General features: G+C 72.1%; 9 protein-coding genes. 2 read left to right on the top strand and 7 right to left on the bottom strand.

All coding sequences use genetic code 11. The features are described from left to right. Nucleotides 1-131 precede the first annotated feature (131 nt). The 6 genes from folE to dacB all read right to left on the bottom strand — a co-directional run bounded on the left by folE (nucleotide 132) and on the right by dacB (nucleotide 8,008). Entirely contained in the window at nucleotides 132-737 is a 606-nt protein-coding gene (gene folE / locus AB0E05_RS34535; RefSeq protein WP_361971193.1) for a GTP cyclohydrolase I FolE, read from the bottom strand. Between the two features lie 140 nt (nucleotides 738-877). Beyond that, nucleotides 878-2,905 (bottom strand): ATP-dependent zinc metalloprotease FtsH, encoded by a 2,028-nt coding sequence (gene ftsH, locus AB0E05_RS34530; RefSeq protein ID WP_361971191.1) that lies wholly within the window; start codon nucleotides 2,903-2,905, stop codon nucleotides 878-880. A 194-nt stretch (nucleotides 2,906-3,099) separates the two neighbouring features. Beyond that, nucleotides 3,100-3,639 (bottom strand): hypoxanthine phosphoribosyltransferase, encoded by a 540-nt coding sequence (hpt, locus tag AB0E05_RS34525; RefSeq protein ID WP_361971196.1) that lies wholly within the window; start codon nucleotides 3,637-3,639, stop codon nucleotides 3,100-3,102. A gap of 45 nt (nucleotides 3,640-3,684) precedes the next feature. Then, a complete protein-coding gene (tilS, locus tag AB0E05_RS34520; RefSeq protein ID WP_361971189.1) occupies nucleotides 3,685-4,911 on the bottom strand; it encodes a tRNA lysidine(34) synthetase TilS in 1,227 nt (408 codons plus the stop codon). A 216-nt stretch (nucleotides 4,912-5,127) separates the two neighbouring features. After that, nucleotides 5,128-6,255, bottom strand: a complete 1,128-nt coding sequence (locus AB0E05_RS34515; protein ID WP_361971187.1) for a zinc-dependent metalloprotease — start codon at nucleotides 6,253-6,255, stop codon at nucleotides 5,128-5,130. Nucleotides 6,256-6,592: 337 nt separating this feature from the next. After that, nucleotides 6,593-8,008: a D-alanyl-D-alanine carboxypeptidase/D-alanyl-D-alanine-endopeptidase gene (gene dacB / locus AB0E05_RS34510; RefSeq protein WP_361971185.1), complete on the bottom strand. Its 1,416-nt coding sequence runs from the start codon at nucleotides 8,006-8,008 to the stop codon at nucleotides 6,593-6,595. Between the two features lie 200 nt (nucleotides 8,009-8,208). Here dacB and AB0E05_RS34505 point away from each other — a divergent pair, with 200 nt between their 5' ends. Both AB0E05_RS34505 and AB0E05_RS34500 read left to right on the top strand, forming a co-directional pair. Next, complete coding sequence (locus AB0E05_RS34505; protein WP_006347521.1) at nucleotides 8,209-8,700, top strand: inorganic diphosphatase; 492 nt, start codon at nucleotides 8,209-8,211, stop codon at nucleotides 8,698-8,700. Between the two features lie 224 nt (nucleotides 8,701-8,924). After that, a complete protein-coding gene (locus tag AB0E05_RS34500) occupies nucleotides 8,925-10,802 on the top strand; it encodes a threonine/serine exporter family protein (protein WP_361971183.1) in 1,878 nt (625 codons plus the stop codon). Nucleotides 10,803-10,895: 93 nt separating this feature from the next. On the opposite strand, the gene AB0E05_RS34495 is transcribed toward AB0E05_RS34500, so the two are convergent. Further along, entirely contained in the window at nucleotides 10,896-11,672 is a 777-nt protein-coding gene (locus tag AB0E05_RS34495; RefSeq protein WP_361971181.1) for a DedA family protein, read from the bottom strand. Between the last annotated feature and the right edge of the window lie 315 nt (nucleotides 11,673-11,987).

Below are 11,987 nucleotides of genomic sequence, written 5' to 3'. Positions count from 1 at the left end.
GGGGCGGTCAGCCGGTCCGGGTGGTTGACCTGCTGATACGCATTGATGCCCTTGGGGCAGGGCCGGTGGAGACCAACGCGCCCGCAGCCGCAGCGGCGGGGGATCTGGGTCAGGGGCGCGGGCCGGACGGGTCAGCGGGCCATGATGAGGCTCATCGCCTCGTTGCGCGTCGCGGGGTGCCGCAGCTGGCCCCGGACCGCGGAGGTGATCGTCTTCGCGCCGGGCTTCCGGACACCCCGCATCGTCATGCACATGTGCTCGCACTCGACCACCACGATCACGCCCCGCGGCTCCAGGATCTCCATCAGGGAGTCCGCGATCTGCGTCGTCAGGCGCTCCTGCACCTGCGGGCGGCGCGCGTAGACGTCGACCAGGCGGGCCAGCTTCGACAGGCCGGTGATCTTCCCGTCCGTGGACGGGATGTACCCCACGTGCGCGACCCCCACGAACGGCACCAGGTGGTGCTCGCAGGAACTCATCACCTCGATGTCCTTGACCAGCACCATCTCGTCGTGGCCCAGGTCGAACGTGGTCGTCAGCACGTCCTCAGGGCGCTGCCAGAGCCCGGAGAAGATCTCCCGGTACGCACGGGCCACCCGCGCCGGCGTCTCCCGCAGCCCCTCGCGGTCCGGGTCCTCCCCGACCGCGATGAGCAGCTCGCGGATCGCGTTCTCCGCGCGCTTCTCGTCGAACTCCCCGATGGAGCCCTCGCCGTCCAACGTCACCGGGTCGGTCATCTGTGCCTCGTTCCTCTTGCTCCGCGCGGTCGTCCGCATGCGTCGTCCGGATGCGGTCATACGAATGCCGCGTCCCCCCAGGCTAAAACCTGGGGGGACGCGGCAGCCATCCCGTCGGGGGTGTGACGCGGGAGACACCGTCAGGTGGTCTCCGGGCGCTCCTCCGGTGCGACCTCGATGCCGGGGACGGGGGTGTCCGTCGGCGTGGTGCCGTTCGCTCCCGCGGCGCCGTTCGTCAGGGCCAGCTCCTTGGGGGAGAGGACCGGCGGACGGGTCGAGGGGGTGCGGCGGGCGGAGCCGGTCCACGCGGGGCGGGCCGGACGCTTGACGATGGGGGCGAAGATCTCGGCGATCTCCTCCTTGCCCAGCGTCTCCCGCTCCAGGAGCTGGAGGACGAGGTTGTCCAGGACGTCGCGGTTCTCGACGAGGATCTCCCACGCTTCGTTGTGGGCGGTCTCGATGAGCTTCTTGACCTCCTCGTCGACGAGCGCGGCGACTTCCTCCGAGTAGTCCCGCTGGTGCGCCATCTCCCGGCCCAGGAAGGGCTCGGTGTTGTCGCCGCCGAACTTGATCGCGCCCAGGCGCTCCGTCATGCCGTACTGCGTGACCATCGCGCGGGCCGTGGTGGTGGCCTTCTCGATGTCGTTCGCAGCGCCGGTGGTCGGGTCGTGGAAGACCAGCTCCTCGGCGGCGCGACCGCCGAGCATGTACGCGAGCTGGTCCAGCATTTCGTTGCGCGTGGTGGAGTACTTGTCCTCGTCGGGCAGGACCATCGTGTAACCGAGGGCCCGGCCGCGGGAGAGGATCGTGATCTTGTGGACCGGGTCGGAGTTCGGCGAGGCCGCCGCGACCAGGGCGTGACCGCCCTCGTGGTACGCGGTGATCTTCTTCTCCTTGTCCGACATGATCCGGGTCCGCTTCTGCGGGCCCGCGACCACCCGGTCGATCGCCTCGTCCAGCGAGTGGTTGTCGATGAGCTTCTTGTCGCTGCGCGCGGTGAGCAGCGCGGCTTCGTTCAGCACGTTCGACAGGTCGGCGCCGGTGAAGCCGGGCGTGCGCCGGGCGACCGCGCCCAGGTCCACGTCCGGGGCGACCGGCTTGCCCTTCTGATGGACCTTGAGGATCTCCAGCCGGCCCTGCATGTCGGGGCGGTCGACCGCGATCTGGCGGTCGAAGCGGCCGGGACGCAGCAGGGCGGGGTCGAGGATGTCGGGGCGGTTGGTCGCCGCGATCAGGATGACGCCGCCCTTGACGTCGAAGCCGTCCATCTCCACCAGGAGCTGGTTCAGCGTCTGCTCGCGCTCGTCGTGGCCGCCGCCGAGGCCGGCGCCGCGGTGGCGACCGACGGCGTCGATCTCGTCGACGAAGACGATCGCGGGGGCGTTCGCCTTGGCCTGCTCGAAGAGGTCACGGACCCGGGAGGCACCGACACCCACGAACATCTCGACGAAGTCGGAGCCGGAGATCGAGTAGAACGGGACGCCCGCCTCGCCCGCGACGGCGCGCGCGAGCAGCGTCTTGCCCGTACCGGGCGGGCCGTACAGCAGCACGCCCTTGGGGATCTTGGCGCCGACCGCCTGGAACTTGGCCGGCTCCTGGAGGAACTCCTTGATCTCGTGGAGTTCCTCGACGGCCTCGTCCGACCCCGCCACGTCGGCGAAGGTGGTCTTCGGGGTGTCCTTGGTGATCAGCTTGGCCTTGGACTTCCCGAAGTTCATCACTCGGGAGCCGCCGCCCTGCATCTGGTTCATCAGGAACAGGAAGACCAGCACGATCAGCACGAACGGCAGCAGCGACAGCAGGATCGACAGGAACGGGCTCTGCTTGGACGGCGAGACCGTGTAGCCCTTCTCGATGTCGCCGGCCTCGAACTTCTGCTGCAGCTTGTCGGCGAGGTCGGCGCCCTGGGTGCCGATGTAGCTCGCCTGGATCTTGGAGCTGCCCTTGATCTTCTGGCCGTCCTTGAGCTCGACCTTGATGATCTGGTCGTCGCCGGTGGTCAGCTTGACTTGTTCGGCCTGGTTCTTGTCGATCGCCTGAATGACCTGGCCGGTGTCAACCGTCTTGTAGCCGCCCGAGGAGCCGACGACCTGCATCACCACGACCACGGCAAGGACGGCCAGCACGATCCACATGACCGGCCCACGGAAGTATCGCTTCACGTCCATCCATACGGGGCGGATTCGCCCCGTTCCTCCTGCCCGTAGGTAAGTGCTGCTGTGAGAAAAGACTGTTCTTCGGACGGTACCTCAGCTTGACAACCGTGACCGAACGGTACGGTCGACAAACCTGTCCTCCCCTGCATCAACGGTGGGAGGTCCCGCTTGGTTCCCGCCCCGCGCCCGGGTCGCCCCGTGCGGGGTCAGCCCCCGTAGACGTGCGGCGCGAGCGTGCCCACGAAGGGGAGGTTGCGGTACTTCTCGGCGTAGTCCAGGCCGTAGCCGACGACGAACTCGTTCGGGATGTCGAAGCCGATCCACTTCACGTCGATCGAGACCTTTGCGGCATCCGGCTTACGCAGCAGGGTGCACACCTCGATGGACGCCGGCTCGCGCGAGCCCAGGTTGGACAGCAGCCAGGACAGCGTCAGCCCGGAGTCGATGATGTCCTCGACGATCAGGACGTGGCGGCCCTTGATGTCGGTGTCCAGGTCCTTGAGGATCCGCACGACGCCGGAGGACTGGGTGCCCGCGCCGTACGACGAGACGGCCATCCAGTCCATCGTGACGGGGCTGGACAGGGCACGCGCCAGGTCCGCCATCACCATGACGGCGCCCTTGAGGACCCCGACGAGCAGCAGGTCCTTGCCCGCGTACTCCGCGTCGATCTTCGCCGCCAGCTCCGCCAGCTTCGCGTCGATCTCTTCCTTGGTGATGAGCACCGAGTGCAGGTCGGTGCCCATGTCCTTCTCGTTCACGCGGTCGCTTTCTCTCGCCGGGGGCCCGGGTCAGGCTTGCCGAATGACAAGTCTGCCACCCTGCCGCCGCGCCTCGACGCGGCCCGGCAGATTGATGGCTCCCTGGCCGCGCCAGCCGGTGATCAGCCGGTCGACCTCCTCGACGTGACGGGCGAAGAGCGAACCCGCGGGCGAGCCGGCGTCGATCACGGCCCGCCGCAGCACTCGGCGGCGCACCGCGGGCGGCAGCGCGTGGAGCTTGGCGCACTCCAACTCGCCGGCGTCGTCCCGTACGGCGGAGTCCGCGTCGGCCGCCCAGGCGTCGAGGGCGTCGGCGTCGTCGCGGGAGAGCTGTGCGGTCCGCGCAAGGGCCTCGACGACGCCCTTGCCCAGCGCCTTCTCCAGGGCGGGCAGGCCCTCGTGGCGCAGTCGGGAGCGGGTGTACGCGGGGTCGGCGTTGTGCGGGTCGTCCCAGACGGGCAGCGCCTGGACCATGCACGCCTTGCGGGCGGTCTGTCGGTCGATCTCCAGGAAGGGGCGGCGGTAGCGGCGGTGGGCGCCGGAGACGGCGGCCATGCCGGACAGCGAGCGGATGCCGGAGCCGCGGGCGAGGCCCAGCAGCACGGTCTCGGCCTGGTCGTCGCGGGTGTGGCCGAGCAGGACGGCGACGGCGCCGTGCCGTTCGGCGGCGGCGTCGAGCGCGGCGTAACGGGCGTCGCGGGCCGCGGCCTCGGGTCCGCCGTCGCGGCCGACGCTCACGGAGACGGCCTCGACGGGGTCGAGCCCCATCGCGGCGAGGCGCCCGGCGACCTCGGCGGCGCGCAGGTCGGAACCGTCCTGGAGGCCGTGGTCGACGGTGATGCCGCCGGCGCGGATGTGGAGTTTGGGGGCCTCGAAGGCGAGGGCGGAGGCGAGGGCCATGGAGTCGGCCCCGCCGGAGCAGGCCACGAGGACGAGGGGGACGCGAGCGGCGTGGTGGCCGCCGACGTGGCGCGCTGCGGAGGGGATGAAAGCGGTGGCGGGGCGGGGCGGGGCGGGGGCGGCGCTGGTGGCGCTCGCGGCGTTCGCATCGCGGTGCCGGGCGGCGGGAGCGGTCCGGCCGGGGCGTACGGCCCGTTCGGGGCGGCCGGCCTCGGGGCGGCCGGCGGGGACTGCCGGTTGTCCGGTCTGCGCGGCGGGGGCCGCGTGGTCGGCGAGTTCGGCGTACTCGGTCAGGAGGTCGTGGAGGACGCGGCGGACCGCCAGGCGTATCGCCGCAACCGCAGGATGGGGACCCATGTCGGTGCCCTTCGTGGAGAGGTTCTTTCAGGGGCCTCTGCGTGGCTCGGACGTCGTCACTCAGAGTGCGTCGATGGTGACAGAAGCGAGCCGTTCCCCGAGCATTGCACGCCTATCCCAACGCCTACGGTCCCTCGGACGGGTGATGCTGTGCCGTCCAGGGGGCCGTCTCCCGCCCACCTGGACGGCGTACGCCCCCCGGGGCGCGCGGCACGCTCACGGTTCCGTCCGGCGGTGCACCCGCGCCACCCAGTCCGCCGGTTTGGCGATCTCCGCCTTGGTGGGGAGGGTGTTCGGGGACGTCCAGACGCGGTTGAAGCCGTCCATGCCGACCTCCTCGACGACGGCGCGCACGAACCGCTCGCCGTCGCGGTACTGCCGCAGCTTGGCGTCGAGGCCCAGCAGCTTGCGCAGCGCCAGGTCCAGTCTGCTCGCCCCGCGGGCCCGGCGCTGCTGGAACTTCTCCCGGATCTCGGCGACGGACGGCACGACGGCGGGGCCGACGCCGTCCATGACGAAGTCCGCGTGGCCCTCCAGGAGGGACATCACCGCGGTGAGCCGGCCCAGGATCTCCCGCTGGGCCGGCGTCTGCACCAGTTCGACGAGGGAGTTCCCGCTCTCGTTCTCCTCGCCCTCCGGGCGGGCCCCCGACAGCGACTGGGCGGCCTCGCGCAGCCGCTCCAGGACGGTCATGGGGTCGACCTCGGTCTGGTCGAGGAACGACTGGATCTCGCCCTCCAGGTGGTCCCGGAGCCAGGGCACGCCGGTGAACTGGGTGCGGTGGGTCTCCTCGTGGAGGCTGACCCAGAGGCGGAAGTCGTGCGGATCCACGTCCAGCTCGCGCTCGACGTGGACGATGTTGGGCGCGACGAGCAGCAGGCGTCCGCCGCCGTTGCCGGCGGGCAGCTCGCGGGTGGGCGGGGCGAAGGTCTCGTACTGGCCGAGTACGCGTGAGGCGAGGAACGACAGCAGCATGCCCAGCTCCACGCCGGTCACCTTGCCGCCGACGGCACCGAGGACGGCGCCGGTGGGGCCGCCGGGGCGGCGGTCCTGCATCTTCTCCAGCAGCGGCTTGAGCAACTGGCGGAAGCCGGCGACGTTCGCCCTGATCCAGCCGGCGCGGTCCACGACGAGGACGGGGGTGTCCTCGGGTTCGTGCCCGTCGGGGATCATCCGGGTGAAGCCCCGGACATGCTCCTCGGACGCCTTGGCGTGCCGCCGCAGCTCGGCGACGACCGCGCGGGCCTCGTCCTTGCTCACGTCGGGGCCGGGCCGCACGAAGCGGGTCGCGGTCGCGACGGCGAGGTTCCAGTCGACCATCTCGGCTCCACCGATGCTCGTCATGCGTCAACGGTACGTGGTCCCCCGCGGAGGGGGTGCGCGCGCTTGGGGGACGCACTCGCCGTGCCGCTGCGGGAGCGTTTGGTCTCCACCGGCCGGTGGGTGGCTTGTCGCGCGGTTCCCCGCGCCCCTGGGTTGCCCGCAGTCGCCCAGCTCGCACAGGGATGCAGCGCGGGCGCGGGCCTTTGGGGCGCTGGGAGAGGAACTGCACGAACAACCACCCACGGTCCGCAGACGAACGGGGGTTTCAGGGGCGCGGGGAACTGCGCGAGCAACCCTCCACCGGCCGGTGGAGACCAATACGCTCCCGCGGGGGTACGGCGGGTGGTCGCAGCCGCAGCTACGTCGTCAGGGACGTGGCCAGGGCGTCGAGGGCTCGTTGCGCTTCCTCGGGGGACGCGGTGTCAGAGGCCAGGAAGGCGAAAGCCAGGACGCGGCCGGTGGGGGTGACCGCCGTGCCCGAGAGGGCGTTCACGCCCGTCAGCGTGCCCGTCTTCGCGCGGACGACGCCCGTCGCGGGGGACGCCGCCTCCCGGTAGCGGGACTCCAGCGTGCCGGTGAAGCCGGCGACCGGGAGGCCGGTGAGGACCGGGCGCAGGCCGGGGTGGGTAGGCTCCGCGGCGCGGGCGAGGAGGGACGTGAGCAGGCGCGCGGTGACCCGGCCCGCGCGGTCCAGCCCGCTGCCGTCCGCGAAGTGCGCCCCGGTCAACGGGACCTTCAGCACGGTGAGTTGCTTCTGCACCGCCCGCCCCGCGCCCGCGAAGCTCGCCTCCTCGCGCAGGGCGACCGCGGTGTGCCGGGCGAGCGACTCGGCGATGTCGTTGTCGCTGGTGGTCAGCATGCGCTCGACGACCGCGGACAGCGGTGCGGAGAGCACCGTGGAGAGCGGCTTCGCGCCGGCGGGCGGGCGCCCGTGCGCCGGCGCGCCCTCGATCCGTACGCCCCGCTCCCCCAGCAGCGCCGCGAACGCGCCGGCCGCCTCGCCCGCGGGGTCGGCGACGCGTTCCGCGGACCCGGTGGACCTGGGGTCGACCCGGCCCTGGTCGACCATCAGCGGGGTGACCTTGGCGAGGTTGCCGTTCACGCCGATGGGGTGGAGGTCGGGGCCTCGGTAGCGGGAGGTGTCGTAGCCCAGGCGCACGGCGGTGACCTTGCGGGAGCGCAGGTCGGACGCGGTGCGGTCGGCGAGGGTGCGCAGTCGGGCGCGGTCGAGCGTGGCGTCCCCGCCGCCGACGAGGGTGAGGGTGCGGGCGTCCTTCGAGGCGACGACGGTGGTGGGGACGCGGTGGTGCGGGCCGAGCGCGGAGAGCGCCGCCGCCGCGGTGGCGATCTTGACGGTGGAGGCGGGGGTCATGGCGCGGGTCGCCTCCGCGCCGTACAGCTCCCGCCCGGTGGCGACGTCCACGACGGAGGCGGCGCGCTGCTTCCCGAGGCCGGGGGCGCGCAGCAGCGGGTCGAGTTCGCGGGCGAGGGTGTCGGTCGCGCCGCCGCCGACCTCGCCCCGGCCGACCGCGTCGTCCGGCGCCGTACCCAGCGCGGAGAGCACGGCGGGGGCGCTCGGCGCCGGCGCGGGCCCCTCGTCGACTCCCCCGCGCCGGGTGCCGTCGGGGCCGCGGTCGCTCTCCGCGGCCCAGGTGCGCTCGGCGGTGCGCTGGCCGGAGTCCCACGGGCCGGCCGCGGTGACGGCGCCGGCGGCGAGGGCCAGCCCCAGGACGGCGGCACCCGTCGTGAGCTGCCAGGTTCCGAGTTGTCGCACCCGGCACCAGCCCCTTTCGCGATCACACACGTGCGTGAGGGACACTTAATCACCAGAACTGCGTCTTGCCGCGAGCATGGCACCCCGATCGGAGGCGATTGCCCACCGCCCGGGGGTCCGGGATCCCCCGGACGGGCACAGCTGGGCACAGCATCACCCTGACGTACCTGCCATAAGTGTTGATCTTGGAGGAGCCACCCGTGGAGTTCGACGTCACCATCGAGATCCCGAAGGGTTCGCGGAACAAGTACGAGGTGGACCACGAGACGGGTCGGATCCGTCTGGACCGTCGACTCTTCACCTCGACCAGTTACCCGGCCGACTACGGATTCGTCGAGAACACCCTCGGCGAGGACGGCGACCCGTTGGACGCCCTGGTCATTCTGGACGAGCCGACCTTCCCCGGTTGCCTGATCAAGTGCCGTGCCATCGGCATGTTCCGGATGACGGACGAGGCGGGCGGCGACGACAAGCTGCTCTGCGTTCCGGCGTCGGACCCGCGGGTGGAGCACCTGCGCGACATCCACCACGTCTCGGAGTTCGACCGCCTGGAGATCCAGCACTTCTTCGAGGTCTACAAGGACCTGGAGCCCGGCAAGTCCGTCGAGGGCGCTGACTGGGTCGGCCGCACCGAGGCGGAGGCCGAGATCGAGGCGTCGTACAAGCGCTTCGAGGCGCACGGCGGCCACTGAGCCCAAGACAAGGCGCTAGACGCCGTTCTGCGGGCGGGACACCCCACGGGGGTGCCCCGCCCGCAGTGCGTTCCCGGCCGGCTCCTCCGGCCGGAGGTGTTCCACCGGCGCGGGCGGGGCAGGCGCGGACACGAAGTCGTACGCACGCGCGTCGCCGCACATACTGATCGAGTCACCGATCTGATGGGACACGGACAACAAGACGGCAGGGGAGCGAGCAGGAGATGGTGGCGGAGGAGGCAGCGGACCCGGAGGAGCCCGACCCGCAGCACGCACCACGGGACGGGTCCCGGGACGAGCCGCAGCACGCACCACGGGACGGGTCCCGGGACGAGCCGCAGGACGAGGCCCCGGGCACGTCCCGGCACGAACCGCAGCAGCCGCAGGGCGAGCCGCAGGACGCGAAGCCCCGGTCGGACGAGGTCCGCGGCGGATACCTGCCGCGCTCCCCCGCTCCGCGCCCCGACGTGCCCGCGGACGAGCACCCCTCCTCCGAGTTCGCCGTCCCGGACGGGGTCGCCCCGCCCGACGCCGTCGAGGAGGACCAGGCGACGTCGGAGTTCGCGGTCCCCGACGGCGTCGCCGAGCCGGCCCAGCCGGAGACCGAGGGCTCCGCCTTCGCCCTGCCGTCGACCTACCGGTTCCGCGATTCGCCCACCGCGTTCACCCCCGCCGAGGGCCTGCCGCAGATCAAGCTGACCAAAGACGCGCCCTGGCAGGACCGGATGCGCACGATGCTGCGCTTGCCGGTCGGCGAACGGCCCGTGCCGGAGATCGTGCAGCGGCACGACGACACCGGCCCCGCGGTGCCGCGCGTGCTGGACCTGACCCTGCGCATCGGCGAGCTGCTGCTCGCGGGCGGCGAGGGCGCGGAGGACGTCGAGGCGGCGATGTTCGCGATCTCCCACTCGTACGGCCTGGACCGCTGCGAGCCGACGGTCACCTTCACCCTGCTGTCGATCACGTACCAGCCGTCCCTGGTGGACGACCCGGTGACGGCGAACCGGACCGTACGCCGCCGAGGCACCGACTACACCCGACTGGCCGCGGTCTTCCGGCTGGTCCACGACATCAGCTCGCCGGAGACCGAGGTCACGCTGGAGGAGGCGTACCGCAGGCTCGCAGAGATCCGCCGCAACCGGCACCCCTTCCCCACCTGGGCGCTGACCGTCGCCGGCGGACTGCTCGCCGGCTCCGCGTCCGTGCTGGTCGGCGGCGACTACCTGGTGTTCCTGGCGGCGGCGATCGGGGCGATGGCGGGCGACCGGCTGGCGTGGCTGTGCGCCGGGCGCGGGCTGCCGGAGTTCTACCAGTTCGTGGCGGCGGCGATGCCGCCCGCGGCGATGGGCGTGGCGCTGTCGCTGTCCCCGCTGGACGTCCGCGCCTCCGCGGTCATCACCGGTGGGCTGTTCGCGCTGATCCCCGGGCGGGCGCTGGTCGCCGGCGTGCAGGACGGCCTCACCGGCTTCTACATCACTGCCGCGGCACGGCTGCTGGAAGTGGGCTATCTGGTCGTCGGGATCGTCACCGGCGTGCTGAGCGTGCTCTACCTGGGGATCGCGCTGGGCGCCGCGCTGACGCCGGAGACCGCCCTGCACACCGTGGAACGCCCCGAGGTGCAGCTGCTGGCCGCGATGGGGCTCGCGCTCTGCTTCGCTGTACTGCTCCAGCAGGACCGGGAGACCGTGCTGCTGGTCACCCTGAACGGCGGCATCGGCTGGTCGGTGTACGGGGCGCTGGCGCTCACCGCGGACATCCCGGCGGTCGCGGCGACCGCGGTGGCGGCGGGGCTGGTGGGCCTGTTCGGGCAGATGCTGGCGCGGGCGCAGCACGCGTCGGCGCTGCCGTACATCACCGCTGCGATCGGCCCGCTGCTGCCCGGTAGCGCCACGTACTTCGCGCTGCTGTCGATCTCCCGGGGCGAGCTGAACGCCGGTCTGGCGTCGCTGTCGAAGGCGGCGGCGCTGGCGCTGGCGATCGCGATCGGGGTGAACCTGGGGAGCGAGCTGTCCCGGCTGTTCCTGCGGGTGCCGCCGGTGGCGGGCGGGTTGTCGGGGCCGGCGCTGCGCCGCAAGGCGGCGAAGCGCACCCGCGGCTTCTGAGGCACAGCGCAGGAGCCGCGTCCCCGTGTCGTGGGACGCGGCTCCCGGCGCGCATGTCAGATGGGCGTCAGACGTACGTCGGACGCGTACGGCTCAGCGCTTGGCGTGCCGCTCGCGCGGGTCCTGCCCTTCGGCCGCGGACCCGGCGTCGAACGGCGCCGGCGCCGATCCCCCGCCCTGGAGTCCCCCGCCCTGGAGCGCCGCGCCCGGCCCGTCGCCCTCGCCGCCGCCCGTGCGGGCCTGCTTCTTCCGCTGCGAGCGGGCCCGCAGCAGCTCGATCACGATCGGCAGCACCGAGAGCAGCACGATCAGGATCAGGATCGCCTCGATGTTCTGGTGGACGAACTCCACGTTCCCGAGGGCCGCGCCCAGCAGGGTGACGCCCGCGCCCCACAGGACGCCGCCGACGATGTTGTACGTGACGAACGAGCGGTAGTTCATCCGGCTGACCCCGGCGATGATCGGGGTGAACGTCCGCACGATGGGCACGAAGCGCGCGAGGACCAGCGACTTGGGCCCGTACTTCTCGAAGAAGACGTGCGCCTTCTCCACGTTCTCCTGCTTGAAGAACCGCGAGTCGGGCTTCTTGAAGAGCGCGGGCCCGACCTTGCGCCCGAAGAGGTAGCCGACCTGGTCGCCGGCGACCGCCGCGAGGACGATCAGCACGCACACCGCCCACAGGGGCAGGGTGTCCAGCGTGCCGCTGGTGACCAGCAGGCCGGTGGTGAAGAGCAGGGAGTCACCCGGCAGGAAGAAGCCGATGAGCAGGCCGGACTCGGCGAAGACGATGACCAGGACGCCGATGAGGCCGAAGGTGCCGATCAGATGGTCCGGGTCGAGCCAGCTCGGTCCGAGCGCAAGGGTAGTCACGAGGTCCGGGCTCCTGGGAGAAGTGGGAACGGACGGAGGCGAACGGCCTGCGGTCGAAGGGGCGGTGCGCTCGACCGGCCGTCTCCCCAAGCTATCAACGCATCGGCGCCGGGCCCCGCTCCTGCGGCTCCCGCAGGCCGCGCTGTGACGGCACTGGTACGAAGCCGGGCGCCCCCGTGCGCCGTGCGACGCGAGCGCCGCACGTGCCGCGCTCGCGTTGCGAGGTGCCGCGGCCCGTACGAGCCTGGGCACACGGCGACGGGCCCGGGCACGGCCCGGGCCGGGGGGCGGCACGGACGCGGAAGGCGGCGACAG

Origin of the sequence: Streptomyces sp. NPDC048057, from assembly GCF_040653095.1 — a bacterium.
GTDB lineage: Bacteria > Actinomycetota > Actinomycetes > Streptomycetales > Streptomycetaceae > Streptomyces.
This window is presented reverse-complemented; position numbering and strand designations above follow the sequence as displayed.

Bases quoted from the DNA above. Each gene is read 5' to 3' on its own strand.
- folE (WP_361971193.1), bottom strand. From the start codon at position 737: ATGACCGACCCGGTGACGTTGGACGGCGAGGGCTCCATCGGGGAGTTC.
- ftsH (WP_361971191.1), bottom strand. From the start codon at position 2,905: ATGGACGTGAAGCGATACTTCCGTGGGCCGGTCATGTGGATCGTGCTG.
- hpt (WP_361971196.1), bottom strand. From the start codon at position 3,639: ATGGGCACCGACCTGCACTCGGTGCTCATCACCAAGGAAGAGATCGAC.
- tilS (WP_361971189.1), bottom strand. From the start codon at position 4,911: ATGGGTCCCCATCCTGCGGTTGCGGCGATACGCCTGGCGGTCCGCCGC.
- AB0E05_RS34515 (WP_361971187.1), bottom strand. From the start codon at position 6,255: ATGACGAGCATCGGTGGAGCCGAGATGGTCGACTGGAACCTCGCCGTC.
- AB0E05_RS34500 (WP_361971183.1), top strand. From the start codon at position 8,925: ATGGTGGCGGAGGAGGCAGCGGACCCGGAGGAGCCCGACCCGCAGCAC.